This window comes from Flavipsychrobacter sp. (assembly GCA_041392855.1).
Classification (GTDB): Bacteria; Bacteroidota; Bacteroidia; order Chitinophagales; family Chitinophagaceae; genus UBA5543.
Genome location: JAWKLD010000001.1, coordinates 621295 through 639388, shown reverse-complemented (window position 1 = coordinate 639388; position 18094 = coordinate 621295). Strand labels below are relative to the sequence as shown.

At 35.9% G+C, this 18094-nt stretch carries 25 protein-coding genes and 1 tRNA gene; 9 read left to right on the top strand and 17 right to left on the bottom strand.

Annotated elements, in window-relative coordinates; genetic code table 11:
• Positions 1-66: 66 nt before the first annotated feature.
• From R2800_03205 to R2800_03175, 7 genes are all read right to left on the bottom strand, one after another.
• Positions 67-279, bottom strand: a complete 213-nt coding sequence (locus R2800_03205) for a heavy-metal-associated domain-containing protein (GenBank protein ID MEZ5016031.1) — start codon at positions 277-279, stop codon at positions 67-69.
• A 25-nt stretch (positions 280-304) separates the two neighbouring features.
• A complete protein-coding gene (locus tag R2800_03200) occupies positions 305-2536 on the bottom strand; it encodes a heavy metal translocating P-type ATPase (GenBank protein ID MEZ5016030.1) in 2232 nt (743 codons plus the stop codon).
• 79 nt (positions 2537-2615) lie between these two features.
• The gene (locus R2800_03195) at positions 2616-3194 is read right to left on the bottom strand and encodes an AraC family transcriptional regulator (GenBank protein MEZ5016029.1); all 579 of its coding nucleotides are present in this window, start codon (positions 3192-3194) and stop codon (positions 2616-2618) included.
• A gap of 1 nt (position 3195) precedes the next feature.
• The gene (locus tag R2800_03190) at positions 3196-4539 is read right to left on the bottom strand and encodes a T9SS type A sorting domain-containing protein (protein MEZ5016028.1); all 1344 of its coding nucleotides are present in this window, start codon (positions 4537-4539) and stop codon (positions 3196-3198) included.
• A 111-nt stretch (positions 4540-4650) separates the two neighbouring features.
• Positions 4651-5037 carry a hypothetical protein gene (locus R2800_03185; protein MEZ5016027.1) on the bottom strand — a complete coding sequence of 129 codons (387 nt, stop codon included), beginning with the start codon at positions 5035-5037 and terminating at the stop codon, positions 4651-4653.
• A gap of 211 nt (positions 5038-5248) precedes the next feature.
• A tRNA-Met gene (locus R2800_03180) sits at positions 5249-5322 on the bottom strand.
• A gap of 42 nt (positions 5323-5364) precedes the next feature.
• Positions 5365-5808: a thioesterase family protein gene (locus R2800_03175; protein ID MEZ5016026.1), complete on the bottom strand. Its 444-nt coding sequence runs from the start codon at positions 5806-5808 to the stop codon at positions 5365-5367.
• 15 nt (positions 5809-5823) lie between these two features.
• On the opposite strand from R2800_03175, the gene R2800_03170 reads away from it, so the two are divergent.
• The 9 genes from R2800_03170 to R2800_03130 all read left to right on the top strand — a co-directional run bounded on the left by R2800_03170 (position 5824) and on the right by R2800_03130 (position 11277).
• Complete coding sequence (locus tag R2800_03170; GenBank protein MEZ5016025.1) at positions 5824-6435, top strand: fumarylacetoacetate hydrolase family protein; 612 nt, start codon at positions 5824-5826, stop codon at positions 6433-6435.
• A gap of 7 nt (positions 6436-6442) precedes the next feature.
• Positions 6443-7321, top strand: a complete 879-nt coding sequence (locus R2800_03165) for a bestrophin family protein (GenBank protein ID MEZ5016024.1) — start codon at positions 6443-6445, stop codon at positions 7319-7321.
• 84 nt (positions 7322-7405) lie between these two features.
• Positions 7406-7888 (top strand): hypothetical protein, encoded by a 483-nt coding sequence (locus R2800_03160; GenBank protein ID MEZ5016023.1) that lies wholly within the window; start codon positions 7406-7408, stop codon positions 7886-7888.
• 22 nt (positions 7889-7910) lie between these two features.
• A complete protein-coding gene (gene ung, locus R2800_03155; GenBank protein ID MEZ5016022.1) occupies positions 7911-8582 on the top strand; it encodes a uracil-DNA glycosylase in 672 nt (223 codons plus the stop codon).
• A gap of 63 nt (positions 8583-8645) precedes the next feature.
• Positions 8646-9341: a lysophospholipid acyltransferase family protein gene (locus R2800_03150; protein MEZ5016021.1), complete on the top strand. Its 696-nt coding sequence runs from the start codon at positions 8646-8648 to the stop codon at positions 9339-9341.
• Positions 9342-9343: 2 nt separating this feature from the next.
• Positions 9344-10135, top strand: coding sequence for a DUF2520 domain-containing protein (locus R2800_03145; GenBank protein MEZ5016020.1), 792 nt, complete (start codon positions 9344-9346; stop codon positions 10133-10135).
• Between the two features lie 29 nt (positions 10136-10164).
• Positions 10165-10503: a 2Fe-2S iron-sulfur cluster-binding protein gene (locus tag R2800_03140; protein ID MEZ5016019.1), complete on the top strand. Its 339-nt coding sequence runs from the start codon at positions 10165-10167 to the stop codon at positions 10501-10503.
• Positions 10504-10531: 28 nt separating this feature from the next.
• Positions 10532-10771 (top strand): Fe-S cluster assembly protein IscX, encoded by a 240-nt coding sequence (gene iscX / locus R2800_03135; protein ID MEZ5016018.1) that lies wholly within the window; start codon positions 10532-10534, stop codon positions 10769-10771.
• A complete protein-coding gene (locus tag R2800_03130; GenBank protein MEZ5016017.1) occupies positions 10771-11277 on the top strand; it encodes an HAD hydrolase family protein in 507 nt (168 codons plus the stop codon). The genes iscX and R2800_03130 overlap by 1 nt, the downstream gene beginning before the upstream one ends.
• A gap of 7 nt (positions 11278-11284) precedes the next feature.
• Here the strand turns inward: R2800_03130 and R2800_03125 are convergent, their stop codons facing one another.
• The 10 genes from R2800_03125 to R2800_03080 form a co-directional block, all read right to left on the bottom strand.
• A complete protein-coding gene (locus R2800_03125; GenBank protein ID MEZ5016016.1) occupies positions 11285-11638 on the bottom strand; it encodes a hypothetical protein in 354 nt (117 codons plus the stop codon).
• 11 nt (positions 11639-11649) lie between these two features.
• Positions 11650-12297: a hypothetical protein gene (locus R2800_03120; GenBank protein MEZ5016015.1), complete on the bottom strand. Its 648-nt coding sequence runs from the start codon at positions 12295-12297 to the stop codon at positions 11650-11652.
• Positions 12272-12904, bottom strand: coding sequence for an outer membrane lipoprotein carrier protein LolA (locus R2800_03115; GenBank protein ID MEZ5016014.1), 633 nt, complete (start codon positions 12902-12904; stop codon positions 12272-12274). The genes R2800_03120 and R2800_03115 overlap by 26 nt, the downstream gene beginning before the upstream one ends.
• On the bottom strand, positions 12897-13601 hold the full coding sequence (locus R2800_03110; protein MEZ5016013.1) for a polysaccharide deacetylase family protein: 705 nt from the start codon (positions 13599-13601) through the stop codon (positions 12897-12899). The genes R2800_03115 and R2800_03110 overlap by 8 nt, the downstream gene beginning before the upstream one ends.
• A gap of 73 nt (positions 13602-13674) precedes the next feature.
• Positions 13675-14751, bottom strand: a complete 1077-nt coding sequence (locus R2800_03105; protein ID MEZ5016012.1) for an iron-containing alcohol dehydrogenase family protein — start codon at positions 14749-14751, stop codon at positions 13675-13677.
• Between the two features lie 31 nt (positions 14752-14782).
• The gene (kdsB, locus tag R2800_03100) at positions 14783-15526 is read right to left on the bottom strand and encodes a 3-deoxy-manno-octulosonate cytidylyltransferase (GenBank protein MEZ5016011.1); all 744 of its coding nucleotides are present in this window, start codon (positions 15524-15526) and stop codon (positions 14783-14785) included.
• A 12-nt stretch (positions 15527-15538) separates the two neighbouring features.
• Entirely contained in the window at positions 15539-15928 is a 390-nt protein-coding gene (locus tag R2800_03095; GenBank protein MEZ5016010.1) for a DUF423 domain-containing protein, read from the bottom strand.
• The gene (locus tag R2800_03090) at positions 15904-16428 is read right to left on the bottom strand and encodes a shikimate kinase (protein ID MEZ5016009.1); all 525 of its coding nucleotides are present in this window, start codon (positions 16426-16428) and stop codon (positions 15904-15906) included. Before R2800_03090 ends, R2800_03095 begins: the two co-directional genes overlap by 25 nt.
• Entirely contained in the window at positions 16425-17681 is a 1257-nt protein-coding gene (locus R2800_03085; GenBank protein ID MEZ5016008.1) for a CinA family nicotinamide mononucleotide deamidase-related protein, read from the bottom strand. Before R2800_03085 ends, R2800_03090 begins: the two co-directional genes overlap by 4 nt.
• Before the next feature lies 1 nt (position 17682).
• Positions 17683-18093 (bottom strand): thioesterase family protein, encoded by a 411-nt coding sequence (locus tag R2800_03080; GenBank protein MEZ5016007.1) that lies wholly within the window; start codon positions 18091-18093, stop codon positions 17683-17685.
• Between the last annotated feature and the right edge of the window lies 1 nt (position 18094).

The following is an 18094-nucleotide window of genomic DNA, read 5'->3' as shown; positions in this document are numbered from 1 at the left end:
CAGATATACCATAATGCTTATTCGCAGCACCTCTTCTTGAATAGTTTTTTCAATAACCTAACGACTTTATGCATAGTCTTCTGCTTCAAACCCTGCTTTTTTAACTAGTTCTATTATATTCTCTTTAGTCAAATGCTCTGTTTTCACTGATAGCACTTTATCTGATGATTGAATGTCAACATCCCATTCTGATACTTCTTTTTCATTGTCTAGAGTCGGGGTTACAGCTCTTACACAACCGTTACAGTTAATGTTAGTTTTAAATTTTAAAGTTTCCATTTGTTCAAATTTTTATGATTAATAATTATGAGTACTTAAGTCTTAAGCTATTTGCTGTTACACTAAGGCTACTTAATGCCATGGCTGCTCCTGCTATCATCGGGTCTAACAAGAAGCCATTTATTGGGAATAAAACACCTGCAGCAATTGGGATACCTATTACATTATAAATAAATGCCCAGAACAGGTTTTGTCTGATAGTAACGACTGTTCTTTTTGAGAGTGCAATTGCCTTAGGTATTGCATTTAAGTCAGACGTAATCAGGGTAATTTTAGCAACGTCAATAGCAATATCGCTACCTTTCCCCATTGCAATACTTACATCTGCTTGTGCCAATGCTTGACTATCATTTATTCCGTCGCCTACCATAGCTACTACTTTACCAACTTTTTGTAAGCCTTTTATATAATCTGCCTTATCTGCGGGCAATACCTCAGCTTTTGTATTGTTGATACCAACCGTCTTTGAAATAACATTAGCTGTTGAAGCGTTATCGCCCGTAAGCATATGCACTTCTATACCAAGATCATGTAGTTGTTTTATTGCTTCTTTTGAGGTCTGTTTTATTTCATCAGCGACAGCTATGACTGAAAGCAGCTTTTTGTTCTTTGCAAAAAGCACAATGGTTTTTGCTTGTTTCTGTAACTCTGCGATTGTAGCCTCCGCATCACTTGAAACAACTACATTGTTATCATCCATTAAAAGCCTGTTACCAACTAAGAATACATTGTTGTTGTATACTGCTTTAACACCTTTACCGGTTATGTCTTCTATTTCTTCAACTTCTGCAGGTGTAACAGATTTATTATTATAGTAATTCACTATTGCATCTGCTATAGGGTGCTTGGAATGCATCTCCATAGCCAGCATTACTTCAGATACATCATTTTCTGATATATTAAACACATCTGTCACACTAGGCTTCCCTTCCGTTATCGTACCTGTTTTGTCTAGCACAACAGTATCTACTTTATAAGCCTGTTCAAGACTTTCAGCATCCTTTATTAGTACGTTTTGATCTGCTCCTTTACCTACCCCAACCATAATTGCTGTAGGTGTTGCCAATCCCAAAGCGCAAGGGCATGCTATTACCAATACAGTAACAGAAGTCAACAATGCATGAGTTAACGCATTCTCACCCCCTAAAATCATCCATGAAGAGAAAGTGAGTATAGATATCAATATAACTGTTGGTACAAATATGCTTGCAATCTTATCAACCAGTTTTTGCACAGGAGCTTTACTGCTTTGTGCATCCTGCACCATCTTTATTATCTGAGCTAGCAAAGTATCAGAACCTACTTTTTCTGCTCCAAAACGGAATACCCCTTTTTGATTAATGGTCCCCGAATAAACCTTATCACCGCTTTTCTTTTCTGCTGCTATAGGCTCTCCTGTTATCATACTTTCATCCACATACGAGCTGCCCGATACTATGACACCATCCACCGCAACTTTCTCACCCGGTTTAACAAGTATGGTATCCCCAACATTTACATCTCCTATTGGCACCTCTTCCTGTCTGCCATGAGCATCTACAACTGTTACAAACTGTGGTTGCAATCCTATTAACCTTTTTATAGCAGTAGATGTATTTGATTTTGCTTTTTCTTCCATCAATTTGCCCAGTAATACAAAAGCTATAATAACTGCCGATGCCTCAAAATAAACATGAGGTTGTAAGCCTTTTGACAACCAGTATTCCGGAAAAAGGGTATTAAAAAGACTAAACACGAATGCAACACCTGTACTTACTGCAACTAGTGTATCCATATTAGCTTTTCTATGACGGGCTTGTTTAAAGGCATTAATAAAAAAATGACGTCCAAAGAAAAACACTACAGGTATTGACAGAAACAGCATTATCCAGTTCGCATGCTTCATATTCATAAAGAACATACCGATAGCAACAAGAGGTACTGAAAAAGTGATTGCACCTATTGTTCTACGTTTTAACAAACTATAATAACTAGCTTCTGCAGCTTCTTTCAGCTCTGTTTCATTCTTTTTGTCTACTATCAATTCATAACCTATAGACTGTATTGTTTCCTGAAATTCAGCAGGGGACGTTTTTGAGGGGATATATTCTACTGAAGCACTTTTGTTAGCGAAATTCACGCTTGAAGAAATAACCCCATCAATAGCATTTAGCATAGACTCTACACTAGATGCACAAGCAGCACAGGTCATTTTCAAAACAGGAAAACTATCTTTTATTGCAACCTCAGAACTATGTAATAATGTTCTATCTGACATAACCATTGTATTTGAATACAAAATTATGCAGACCTATTCTCTAACTTTTACACGATTACGTTTTTAACTTACATAATTCCTACTTCTGTTTTACACCCACTTTATCCAGCTCTTTTCTCGGCTTAGACTGCAAATCTCTAAAGGATTTAGGAGACATACCGGTAACTTTCTTGAATTGTGATGATAAGTGTGCAGGACTACTATAACCTAACTTATACGCAATTTCAGTTAATGACAGCTCGTCATATACAATAAGCTCTTTTGCACGCTCTATTTTTTGATGTATTAAATACTGCTCTATAGTTATACCTTCTGTTTCTGAAAAAAGTCTGCTTAGGTAATTATAATCTTGAGGAACCTTATCTGTGATATACTCACTTATTTTCAAGGCAGGGTACTCTTTATCAGAATGCACTAGGTCTATGATAATATTTTTGACCTTTTCGATCATTCTTGCTCTTCTGTTGTCTATTAGCTCAAAACCTAAATCTTTAAGGTTTGCATCAAGTTGAGTTATTATACTAGCTTCTAAGTCATCTATATTAAGCTCCACTTCACCTAATTGTATTGATGTAGGATAAAGGCCAAGCTTTTCAAGCTCAGCCTTTACTACCATCTTACATCGGTCACAAACCATATTTTTCACATATAGTTTCATCTTACTCTATAATTACTTTTCTGGTAAAAACATCTTTATCCGATTGTAAAATTAAAGTATATATACCAGTTGGTAAGATAGATGAGTTAATAGTCAATTTATTTCCTACCATTTCATTCTGATACATTATTTTGCCCGTCATGTCGGCTATTCTTACCAAAGCACTATTACCACTCCACTCTACATTCAGCACATCTTGTGCAGGTACCGGATATACTATGAGTTTATTCTCCGACGCTATAGATCTAATACTTGTTGGAACATTGCTATTCTCTATTTTTAAAAGTTGTCTCTTATTTCTATTAACCAACCATATTCCATTATCCCAATCTATTCTAACGCCCATAATACCTGCATCAGACTGTATTCTTCCAACTTCTGTTGCAGGAGCACTACTTACATCATAAATAATGATCTCTCCTGTAGCATTATCAGTTACAACAATACGATTGTCTTTATAATCAATACCACATGGAGAAGTTAGCCCACTACTTACCAGAACCTCAACAGTTGCGCCAGTCATTTTTCTATATTTTGCTAGAGGTTCCATTGCTCCGGGATCAGGTGATAACCCACCTGCATCATTCCCACTTGTTGTTTTCATCCTGATGATTCTGTTATTACCACCATCAACGATATATAACCAGTCATTCTGCTTATCCAAAACCATGTGACTAGGCACTCCAACTTTTCGCTTTACCGAAACATCACTATACCTGTATATTTCTCCATCAGCATGATAATCTCCACCTACAACGTGGGGTGTTTTAAAATCATACTTGCAGATATTACCACTATACCCATCAAATACCCAGTATACATTTGCATTATCATGTGCAATACCCATTGCAAATGGGCTTTGGTGTAACATATCTAAATGACTACCTAAAAGTGTAGACGGATCCCAATTACTTTGCTCTAATCGAGCAAAAATTGAAGTATCGGTTGACCATAAAGCAGGACCCATAAATGTTGGAGATTGAGAATTGGTATTTTGTATTTCATGAACTGTAGCAAAATTCCCATTATCGCCAATAGCCATTGCAGATGCTCTTATCATAAAATGCCCAGCATGAGAATCTCTCCTAAACTCTGAACTCTGAGTTGATTTGTTAGCATCGAAGAAGATGGAAACACTACCAGTATTTCCCTCATAGTTTAACACCCACCAGGTATTTGTACCTGGTATAAAATCTAGATCTTGAGGGTTTAAAAGACCATCGGATGCACCTCCTATTACTTTAAAATTATTTGTACCTGTTAGGTATTTATCTATTGCATTTTGTGCATTTGTATAATTAGCTATGCACAATAAGCATAGCATTATCAATAAAGTTTTTCTCATATTGAAAATATTAAGTCATCAATTATTGCAGGACAGAACAGTTGTCATTGCAATTTTAAAAATCATACTGTAGCTGTTAACTATCGTAGTTGCAGCATTTGATGACTAGTATCAAATCAGAAAAACACAATTATCTAAATAAACCTTAGTGGAAATAATTGGTGGAGGATGAAGTTTACTGTAGTGACAAAGCCTATTTACAATAATTCTTTTATCAAAATCCTGATATGGTATTGATGAGGGCGCATCATCTATTACTTTCTTAAACGAATATATGTCTTTGAATACCTGCTTGTGGTCATCAATATCACCTTTAATAACCTTACTGCTACAACACCCATGCTTCTCCCCCTTTTCTCCGCAACAGGAGTCTTTCTCTTTATCATTAAAGAAAGACGCATATTGAAACAGCTCGCCACAGTAATGGAAATGTAGTGTCACACCTGTACTTCCAAAGGCGTAGAAAACAGATATTAATATGACAAGTAATTGCTTCAAGAGATTAAAAACGTATTAACTCAAATATAAGATAAAGTTACTATTCAAAACTAGAACTATAAAATTGTGCTCTAGAGTAACTATAAATAATGAAAATACGATGACGAAGACACAACATTGTAGTACGACTCTGACCAGAAATGTTTTAGTATTGTTTTAGTAGGATGGGATAAAAAAGCAATAGCCCCTCTGAAAGGGGCTATTTTACTAGTAGCGAGAGAGGGAGTTGAACCCTCGACCTCAGGGTTATGAATCCTGCGCTCTAACCACCTGAGCTACCTCGCCAAATAATGTGGTTTTAAAGAGCGGCAAAGGTAAATGAAAACTTTAATTTTTCACAATACTCAACTTATTTTTTACAACATTTGGTATTAATGCCACTTTTCTAGTTTCATAATCAAAACAGACGATGCTAGTAGACGCGTGAGCTATATCCTTCGAAGGGGTCTCTCCTTTTTTCATGATCTTATATAACAGAATAAAACCATACTGACTAACATCCGTCACATAAATAGAAATTTCAAATATATCTCCATAAAAACCTTCAGATTTATATGCTATAGACACATCCGCCATTATCGTACCTACACCGCCAAGGTCTAACTCAGTATAGCCTATACTCTGATAAAATAGTACTCTAGCCTCTTGGATAATGGACAAAATAGAATCATTCCCTACATGCCCCCCATAATTAACATCCGTAATACGAACAGGAACTTCAGCTATAAATAAGGGATTATCCTGTGGAAATTTTATTTTTACACGACTCATGAAATTCTATTTTAGATGAAGATAATTTGTATTGGTCGAAACTACTCAGAACACACCAAAGAACTAAATAATGATACTCCGGATGCTCCTGTCATTTTTATGAAACCTAAAAGTGCTTTACTTTTCCCGGGCAAGCCTCTATATTACCCTGAGTTTACAGACGACCTACATTATGAATGTGAACTTGTAGTAAAAATAGCTAAAAATGGCAAATACATAGCGAACAAGTTTGCCCATAAATATTACAATGAGATATCAGTTGGTATAGATTTCACAGCTAGAGACCTCCAGCAAAAACAAAAAGAAAAAGGACTTCCATGGGAAATAGCAAAAGCTTTTGACGGCTCTGCTGTTGTAGGAGATTTTATTCCTATCGACGAGAACATAGCGATTAATAACTTAGAATTTAGTCTGGATAAAAATGGGGAGCGTGTGCAAAAAGGGAATAGTAAAGAGATGACGTACTCAATAAACCAGATTATAGAGTATGTATCTCAATTCTTCACACTTAATATAGGGGATCTCATCTTTACGGGCACACCTGCAGGTGTAGGAGCTGTAAACCCTAATGACAGATTAGAGGCCTATATACAAAACCAAAAACTGCTGGAATTAGAGATCAAATAGACCATATATGCGTATATATAACCCCAAAAACTGGTTTGGTATACTTTTTCAATTTCACAAATCAGACACTTTAAGAAAGTTATCCATACTTATACTGATAATATCCATATACACTGCGTTACTTTCTTATATAGAGCTTAACTATCTTACAGCTAAAGGGCAAGGCTATTTTTCTAATTTGAACCAACTACATGGCCTATTAGGTTTTGCATTATCCATACTTCTGGTATTTCGTACAAATACTGCTTACGACCGTTGGTGGGAAGGAAGAAAGCAATGGGGTGCCTTGGTTAATACAAGCAGAAACCTCGCAATAAAACTCAACTCCTTACTAGCAGATGACGATACTGATAATAGAAGGTTTTTTAAAAATGCGATACCTCTATATTCCAGTGTATTAAAGGATCATCTTCAATCTGAATATACACGCTACTCACTTGACGAAATAGAACATCCTGAACTAAAAGTTATAGATGGAAGCAGGCATGCTCCTAACCATGTAGCAACTCGCATTAATAACAGGATAAACATGCTACACAAAAATGGGCTAATAACAGGTGAAGAGCTATTATATATCAACAATGACTTTACGGCTCTTACTGATATATGTGGAGCATGTGAACGAATAAAAAACACTCCAATCCCTTACTCTTACAGTGCTTTTATTAAAAAATTTATTTTCATTTATGTAATGACACTCCCTTTAGGCTATGTATTTACATTAAGCTATTTTGTCATTCCTATTGTTGCCATTGTGTTTTATGTAATGGCGAGTATGGAACTCATCGCTGAGGAAATTGAAGACCCGTTTGGTTTTGACGATAATGATCTACCTATGGAAAAAATTGCTCAAAACATTGACAAACACGTGAAAGAGATACTTTAAACTCTATTATATAACATTAGCTTATCAACTAGAACTGGATATGGGTATAATTCTTTTTATATTCGTATTTACAATGACTACCCAATGAAAAAACACATAATATCTTTCAGTTTTATTTTATCTATTTTATGTTCTGTTTCTGTAAATGCACAACAGCGTCCGAGTATCGGTTGTGTTGACAAAGAAGTGCGCTTGCAATCAGAGCAAATAAAACGTCAGTTTAAAGAACAAGGGCTTACTGTATATAAAGATGCAATGGTACAAATGGAGCCTCGTCAACCCTTTTCTATTGCCGTCCAGTTAACCCAAGGGCAACTATACCAATTACTATTTGTAGGGAGTAAAAAAGCATCTAAGATAACTATGGAGCTTTTTGACGGAAAGGACAATCTTATTGATAAGAAAACGCTTACTGAGCCTGAAAAAAATAATTTCATCATTTATTCTTTCGCTCCTCTAAAAAGTGATATATACCTTATTGTTCTCACTCAAAAAATAAAAGGCAAAAAAGTATGTAGCAGCTTTAGCATATTGCAAAACAATGCTACTGCTATGGGGGAAGAATAATTGAAGACAGTTATATAAAAGAATGGGAGTACAAATCGAAGATAGCTGGAAAAAAGAATTATCTGAAGAGTTTGAACAGTCTTACTTTAAGGAGATTGCTAATTTTCTTAGAAAAGAGAAAGCAGCAGGAAAGCTTATCTTCCCTCCCGGAAAACAAATTTTCAACGCCTTTAACACAACAACTATCAATAATGTAAAAGTTGTTATCCTTGGCCAAGACCCCTATCACAATCACGGTCAAGCTCATGGCTTAAGCTTTTCTGTACAGAATGGTGTTGCCATACCTCCATCATTAGTTAATATCTATAAAGAACTCCACGAAGATATAGGTATTGCTATACCTCAACATGGCAACCTTGAAAAATGGGCAAAGCAGGGAGTGCTATTACTTAATGCCTCACTTACCGTAGAAGCGCACAAACCAATGTCTCATAGCAAAATAGGCTGGCATCAATTCACCAATAAAGTAATTCAAATACTGTCAGAACGAAAAGAGCATCTAGTTTTTCTGCTTTGGGGTGGATTTGCCAAAAGCAAGCAACCTCTTATTGATAAAAGTAAACACTTAATACTAACATCTGCACACCCTTCTCCCCTATCTGCCTACAACGGCTTTTTTGGCTGCAAACATTTTAGCAAAACAAATAATTGGCTTAAAGAAAAAGGCTTAGACACAATCGATTGGGAATTGTAATTTTGCCAAGTAATAATGAATACTGCAAAAAAAATACTAGGTCATTTATATTTTATATATGGCATGATATTATTTATAATAACCATGCTTATTGTATTTATACCCATTTGGCTTATCGCTCTTTTACCTGAGCCTAGTAGAGCAAAAAGGTTGCATGAAATATTCAGGCTATGGATGGGTATTTACTTACCTCTTGTAGGCTGCTTTGTAAAAAGATCAGGAAAACAACATTTTAAAAAAGGGGAAAACTATATTGTTATCACCAACCATAATTCCTTGGTAGACATACCCGTATCTTCACCATGGATACCTGGTCCTAACAAAACTCTAGCAAAATCAGAAATGGCAAAAATCCCTGTCTTTGGAATTATCTATAAAGCAGGCTCCATACTTGTTAATAGAAAAAACGAAAAAAGCAGACGTGAAAGCTTTTCTGAAATGGAAAGAACATTAAGCATGGGGATCCATCTTTGCTTGTACCCTGAAGGAACAAGAAATAAAACAGACCAACCGCTACAGCGCTTCTATGATGGCGCATTTATAGCAGCAATAAAAACTCAAAGACCAATTATACCGGGCATCATCTTCAATACTAAAAAGATACTGCCACATCATACAAAGTTTTGGGCATGGCCTATGACTATTAGGTTTGACTTCCTAGAACCCATACCTACCAAGGGGATGACATTAGATGATGTAGGAACCCTTAAACAAAAAGCCTATGTCATTATGGAGCAACATTATATAAACAACCAGTAACTATGAATTTCAATATTATAGGTACAGGAAATATAGCATGGTTCTTTGCAGAAAGACTAACCCAAGCAGGGCATCAATGTATAGGAGTATATGGCAGGAACAAGAACAATGCTAAACAGCTAACCGATTCTATTAATAGTTCTATAATAGAAAACATTTCAGATATAGATGATAGTGCAGACTGTTGCTTTTTAGCAGTTTCAGATAATGCCATAAAGGATATAGCCCATCAACTATCATTTCAACATACGATATTAGTTCATACAGCAGGTTCTGTAAAACGAGAAGTATTAACCTCAGCAGCACCGCACAATGCCGTAATATGGCCAATATACTCCATCAACAAACAGAACATACCTCAACATAAAGATATTCCTATAGCCATAGAGGTTTCAGACGATAAGGTCGATCATATTATATCGGGATTAATAAGCTCAATAACAGACCAGCTTTTTAGTGTGAGTAGTGAACAACGTAGTTGGCTACACTTATCTGCTGTTTTAAGCAATAACTTTACAAACCATCTTTTAGCAATAAGCGAACAGATATGTAAGGAGCAAGAGCTTCCATTCGCTGCACTCTACCCTATAATTCACCAAACTGTTGAACGACTACAAACGCAAAGCCCATATAGTACTCAAACAGGGCCTGCCATTAGAAAAGACATGGGGACAATAAAAAAGCATATGGACATGCTAAGCTCAAATACAAGCTGGCAAAAGGTATATGAATCTATCACTACCTCAATAGATAACTCATATAGCACAGATAAGGAAGATAAGCCTGATAAGTAGTACCTTTGCGCCAAATCGGACCAGAAGAAATGTATAATATAAAATTCAACTTTGAACAAAAGGGTTTAGAGCCAAAAACGGTAGAAAACGTAGAATCAGATATAAGCATATTAGAGGTGGCTCATGAAAATGACATTGAGCTGCATCATAACTGTGGTATGGTTTGCGCTTGTAGCACTTGTCATATATACGTTACCAAAGGTCAAGAACACATTGCTGAATTATCAGACAAAGAGGAAGATTTCATTGACCGTGCAAGAAATCCTAGATTAGACTCAAGATTAGGGTGCCAATGTATATTAAATGAAGGAGGAAGCGGCACTATAGAAGTAACTGTTCCTGACCAGTCTTTAATACATGGGGAATAATAAAAAAAATAATATTTAAATTTAATATATGGCTCATTACGAACCACCAATTAACTGGGGAGATTACGAAGACATAGCCTTGAAACTCTATGAGCGTTTTGGAGATGACTTTGGGGAAAGCAAAATTTACAGAATACGCTTTACAGAACTACTAGACTGGATATTAGAGATCGAAAACTTTGAAGGGAAAAGAGAAGATTCCAATGAAGGGCACTTAGAAATGGTGCAAAGTAGTTGGGTATATGAATGGAGAGACAACCAAGACTAATGAATATACTAGAACTTTTCACTCCAATTAAGACCTTCATTTTTGACGTAGACGGGGTTCTAACCAATAGCGCACTATTGGCTACTGAAGATGGTCATCTATTACGTCAGGTAAATATAAAAGATGGTTATGCACTGCAACTTGCAGTAAAGAAAGGATATAATGTCTGGATCATTTCAGGAGGTAATTCGGAGGCAATAAAAGTACGTTTTCAAAACTTAGGACTAAAAGAAGTACACATTAAGGTAAAAGATAAGAAGGCTTTACTAAAACAACTTGTTGAGAAAAATAACCTTTCTTTAGATACAGCCTTATATATGGGTGATGACATCCCCGATTATGCAGTAATGCAGATGTGCGCGTTACCTACCGCTCCAGCCGATGGATGTACAGAAGTTAAATCCATAGCTAAATACATAAGCCCACTCAGTGGAGGGCAAGGTTGTGTGAGGGATGTTATAGAAAAAGTATTAAAACTTAATGGAGATTGGGACTTACCGAAGTAAGTCCTTTTTATTTTGATTCGTAACTCCCAGTTAGCTTAAATAAAAATCCTGTATCATTCTTAAAAGAAGCCTTTACATTATAGCCCATATCAGCCTCATCCCAGCTTACATTAATTGTCGGTTCCGTATCAGGGGTTATTAGCTGTAAAAACTTTACCTGACCAGCGTTACGTAACCATAGCAACTTATCTGTTTGAGACTCCAAAAGCTCCTTGATCATTTGCATCATACAAACACCTGGCACTACAGGCTGACTAGGGAAATGACCAGTAAAAATATCATGATCTGCATTGAAAAGCACCTTACATGTAAAACTATTTGGTTCTCTTTGCAAGTAGTCAATCTTATAAAAATCGTTCATTAACATGGGCATTAGTTTTTAATCTTAGTAAGCTGTATTGTGAATTTTGCTTTATGATGATCAAAAAATACTGAGTTCGGCATAGAATTCAGGCTATTCTTCTCACCAATTTTTACTGTTGTTACTATATTTTTCTTCCCTATATTTTCTATCCTTAATAACTGATCATCTTTTGACACATAGCAATTGCTTCCCTTTTCTAAACTAAAACAATTATAAAGCTCTTTACCCCTATCTCTCAAAAACTTTTTTTCATGCTCTTTATCCACATTTAAGAAAAGAAGCATTTCCATATCTTTCCTCAAAACATTTATAACCACAGGTTTATCAAGCTTATTGATGATAGCATTTACCTTAAAACTGCCATTACTACCCCATTCAAAATCAAAAAAAGTAATTCCTATCTCATTTTGGAATACTGCACGTACCGTGCCATTTTCACTTTTCTTAAATAATAACAACCCACTAAGATGGTATTTCTTAAAAATTACATTTCCATTAACTAAACATCTGTAAAGTGTTTTTTCATACTCTGGCTTGAACCTTAGCGCAGAAGAATCAGTATCTTTTTGCTGAATCAAGTACTTATATGGGCTATTAGAGCAAGAACTGATGAATAGTACAATTAATGCACTACTTAACTTTAAATAGAGCTTCATTTAATTGTATATTATGCTTAGTATTAAAAAAGCTCATATCTGTAAAATCTCCACCATTTTCTACCATTACCAGCTTTGTCACGTCCAACCCCTTTCTATTCATATACACTTCGATATGATTGAACATCTTCTTCATTGTAGAGGTAGTTGGGGTTAACAATAATAGATAATTCTTGCTATTAGTATAAGCGGCAACTTCAAAATCAGGATTTTCAAATACACTTCCTTGCATGCAGTCTATCATTATTCTGTTTATCGACTGCATCATTTTGCTACTTCTAGCATTTATTTTGCTAGTTTTTTGCTCATCTTTCACCAGCATCTTACCATTGTTAATGATCATTAAATACTGGTATGGCTCAGTATATTCAATCCTTACTTTATCTTGTTTTTGATAATAAAAATCTCCTTTTGACTGTATTTTCTCTTCTAGCAGTGACAAATTTTTTATTTGCTTAAAATCACTTTTTATGCTTTTCAAGCTAGCATTTACAGCTTTCAACTCTATCTGGAAAGAAGAAACATCACTTAGCTTAGTATAGCCTTTGGGCTGTCCTAGAGCAGTAAACGTTATGAAAAATAATATTATGAAGGAGAATCTACGCATAAGCTTTTATACCCAATAAATCGTCAATACGTACAAATGTAAAACCCTTTTGCTTCGCACTAGTTATCAATTCCGTTAAAATTTCAGCTGTAACCTGCATAGAATCATGCAATAGTATAACATCTCCAGCCTTTATATTACCTACGACCCTACTCAATAGCTTATCCGCATTATTTGTTGTGGTATCGTAAGAACGTAAGCTCCAACCTATAGAATGCATTTGGGTAGCTCTAATAGCACGAGCAAGATTGGGATTGGTAATACCATACGGGGGTCTGAAAAGCAATGGCTTTTTACCTATTGTTTCTAAAATAGATTCATTAGCCTTATTGATGTCAGCAGCCATTTTTTTAGACGACTGCCAGTCAAACATAAAACCATGTTCATAACTATGATTACCTACAATATGACCTTCCCTATCAATACGCTTTAGCGTTTCTTTATTATGCTCAATGTTTTTACCAATACAGAAAAAAGCTGCAGGAACACCTTCTTGGGACAATATGTCCAATATAGCATTTGAAGAAGCTACAGGTCCATCATCAAAAGTTAATGCAATTTCTTTCTTGCTAGCATCGCCGCTGTTGAGCGACTTTACAAAATAGTTGTATTGAATATGTACTACACCCATAAAATGGATGCTTAGAAAAAGTATAGAAACTACTAATAACCAGCTCCAATGTAGGCTATCGTACATAAACACACCTATAGCAGTTGAAAAAAATGCTATAAAAAAAATGCTATTTACGATAATGATCGGTCGCAACAGTCTATAGTTTTTCAAAAATAGAACGGAGACGCTCTCTAGTCATTTGCTCTTTCCAGTTCGGACCAAGTGCATTTTCCCACAATGGAGCCATACCAATAGACACGTCTATCATCGTATCAAAGTCCTTATCAGAAAGCCCTTTAGTAACACCAGTGGGTATATCAATATTGTACTTTTTCACCATTTCATGAAACTCTTTCACCCCTTCAGGATAAAACTCTTCTAGATGGTTAAATACGATACAGTTACCAATACCATGCTTAGTTCCTAACAGATAACTAAGGCCATAACTTACAGCATGAGCCACACCTACTTGGGAGTATGCTATGCTCATACCACCGGCATAGGAAGCCATCATTAGTTTTTCATCACTTTCATCCGTCCACTCATCATTTTTAAGAAAAACCTCTCTACATAGCTCTAGTGCCTTCTCTCCATACGATTTACTAAATTCATTGATATAAGTTCCTTCCAAAGACTCGATACAATGTATATAGCAATCCATACCTGTATAGAATCGTTGATTGACCGGTGCGTTCTTTATCAATTCAGGATCTAAAACGATTTGATCGAAAGGAGTAAAATCTGAATTCATACCCAACTTTCGCTCCGGACCAGTGAGCACACAAGTACGCGATACCTCCGCACCTGTACCTGAAAGTGTTGGGATACCTACTTTATAAACAGCCTTATGCTTTACCAGATCCCAACCTTGGTAATCTTGAGCTTTACCTGGGTTGGTCATCATAATAGATACCGCTTTTGCTAGATCCATTGCTGAACCACCACCTATACCTATAATACCTGAAACTTCACCAAACTCGGACTTTAACCTATTGGCTATCTCATCTACATAGCTTGTTTTAGGCTCGTGTGTTACATCAGCCTCTATAATAAGGTCTTTACCTTTTAAAGGAATTCTTGCTTTAAACGCTTCATTACCAGAAAAATGATGGTCTAACAGAAATACCATTGGAGCATCACCTATTCTTTTAGGGGCTAATATATCATCTAATTGCGAAAAGCAGCCCCTACCATACACTACGTAATCAACCATTTTAAAGTTGCGAAAAGTCATTCTTCTTGTCTTTTTGATATTTAACTAAATTCTACTGCCAGCCATTAGCATCCATTAATGCTTCTGCTTTGGCTATATCTTCAGGAGCATCTATTTCCACACCCATATATGGTGTTATTATCATTTTTATGGGTACACCGTTTTCAATAAAGCGTAAACATTCTATTTTCTCTACTCTTTCCAGTGGAGACTGTGGCCACAGTGTAAAGTCTATTAACGCTTTTTTTCTAAATGCATAAACACCAATATGCTCATAATAGTTGATAGCTATATTGGTATCTCTTCTATATGGTATTGGACTTCTTGAGAAATACATAGCATGCATTCGTAGATCGAGCACTACTTTTACATAGTTAGGGTCTTCTATATATTTTTCTTCTTTAAGCTTCTGAACTATAGAACCTACTTGAACGTTTTTACCCATCGGGCCTTCAAAAACTTTCAACAACTTCTCAATAGGTTCCTTTTGTACAAAAGGTTCATCTCCTTGTATATTAACAAACACATCGGCTTCTATATCCATGACAGCTTCTGCAATTCTATCTGTGCCACTTTCATGCTCTTTTTGGCTCATTCTGACCGTACCGCCTATAGATTCTATCTCTTCTTTTATCTTATCACTATCTGTTACAACTATCACTTCTGAAAACAGCCCCATATTTATAGCTGACTCATAAGTACGAGCTATTACTGTTTTCCCCTTTATTTCTGCCAAAAGCTTACTCGGGAAACGTGTAGCATCTAGTCTTGCCGGTATTAACGCAATCGCCTTCATATTATAAAAATATTATTTCTTTTTAAAGAAGCCTATTATTAATGTAACCCAACCTGCTATAAAGAAAAGGCCACCAATAGGTGTTATGATTCCAAAACTTTTAAGTCCAACACTACCATTCATCTTAAGAGCAGTAATTATATATAAAGAGCCTGAAAATAACAGTATACCTATTGTAAATAGTAAACCAGCCAATTTCACCAACCTAAAAGGAAGATATTGATAAGTAATACCTACTACTAATAATGCAAAGCTGTGATAAAACTGATATCTAACACCTGTTTCAAAGGTTTGTAACTGTGCCTCTGTAAGAACTGGTTTTAACGAATGTGCTCCAAATGCGCCTAAAACAACTGCTAACATCGCAAAGATAGCGCCTACAATAAGTGCCGGTCTATACATTTATTCAATATTTCTTCAAAGTTAACAACTGAAATGTTCTTATACTCAAAAATATGATCTGCCTGCTCATATAAGGGTTTTCTTATTTCGTATAAGTTTTTTAGTAAGATATCTATATCTGATACATTCTTAAATAAAGGTCTGTTATTTATATCTTTTTCAAGCCTTTCTTTAAGAATATCTATTGGTGTTTCTAAGTAAATAACACAACCAGAGGCTTTCATGAAAAGCATATTATCTGATGATAACACTACTCCTCCACCTGTCGCCACAACCGTATCTTCTAGAGCATTATCTACAACTTCCTTTAAGGCTTGAGACTCTATCTCTCTAAATTTAGCCTCTCCCTCATCTTCAAATATCTGTGCAATAGTTTTGCCTTTTGTTTCAACAATGTGACCATCTATATCTACAAACCTCCACCTATAGCTCTCTTCTAGAACTTTGCCCCAGTACGACTTACCAGACGCGGGCATTCCTATAAGAAAAACTAAACTCATATTTTACCGTTGATATACTTCCACAACATTAGCAAACCCATATTCGCTGCTATTTCCTTATTCCTTTCTCTATCGTAGTGAAACTTGAACCTTTTTGTCACAACACCTCTTTCCCCTGCTACCGCCATCCAAACAGTACCTATAGGCAACTCGTCTACAGCATCAACACTTTTACTCAATAAGCCTGTAACCGATAAGCAATAATTACTCTGACAACTTTTTTTACCATTTATAGCCATTTCAATAGCCGTTTCTTCACTTATTGCCCCATATTTATCAAGCGTATCGTTAGATACTCCTAATACAGAACTCTTTAAGTCTATCTGATAAGGAATAACACCTCCTTGAAAATACCTACTCGAACCGGGAATTTTAGTGATCAAGTGAGCTATATACCCTCCTGTACAACTTTCTGCAAATGCTGTGGTTTCACCACGTTCCAACAAACTTTTACCTACAATTTCCTCAAGAGATAGATCTTCTGTAGCTAGGGTTATGTCATCAAGTCTTGCCACAAGCTTTTCTTGATAAGTGCCCAGCTCCTGAATAAGTGTTTCTTTATTATTTGACCTACCTGTAAGCCGTAATTTCACCATGCCTGCACTAGGCAGATAAGCAAGCTTAATATACCCTGGCAAACTTTCTTCAATATCTACTATCTTTTCAGCTATAAAACTCTCTCCTTCTCCCGCAGTAATGATCGTTTTATGCTCCAATGCATCAGATTGGTACCGTTCAATAAATCTAGGTATCACTTCTTCCTCCATTATACTCATCATCTCAAACGGAACGCCTGGCATGGAAATAATAACTTTACCATCCTTCTCAAACCACATACCAGGTGCAGTTCCCATACTATTATGCAATACAGTACAGTTATCTGGCACCTCAGCTTGTTTAATGTTTCTTTCCAGAAAAGGCCTATTTCTAATTTCAAATAGATGCTTTACATGTTTTAAAACACCATCATCTACAACAAGCTTAGCTCCAAAGTATTCACTCAAGAATGGTTTAGTTATATCATCTGCTGTCGGACCAAGCCCACCAGTAAGCAGCACAATATCTGCTTTTGTCAACTCAAAATCCAAAGCTTCTCGTATAGAGGTTTTCAAATCTGCCACTGATACTTTTCTAACTAACTCCAATCCTATGCTGTTCAACTTTTGCGCAATCCAAGCGGAATTTGTGTCAATAGTTTGACCTATTAATAGTTCATCGCCAATTGTTATTATAGACGCTTTTATATTGCTCATACTAGCTAAAAAATGGTTGTAGTTGCTGTTTCATTATCTCTGGCATAGCAACAGTTTTTCTTTGTTCTTTATTATAAAAGACCAGCGTTGTAACACCTCGGTTTACTAGCTTACCTTTCTCATTATACATTTCAGTATGGAAATCAACTTTTGAACCTTCAGGCAGTTCTTTTATTATGGTAGTAACTGTAATTAAATCATCATAGAATACTGGTCGTAGATACTCCATAGTCTGCTTTACTACAGGCATCATTATACCTTTTTCTTCTAACTCCTTATAGGCAAGGCCAAGAGCTCTCATAGCATCTGTCCTTCCAACTTCGTAATAAGAGGCATAGTTACCATGATACAAATAGCTCATTTGATCTGTCTCTCCATACCTAACACGTATTTCTGTTTTTGCTGAATACATC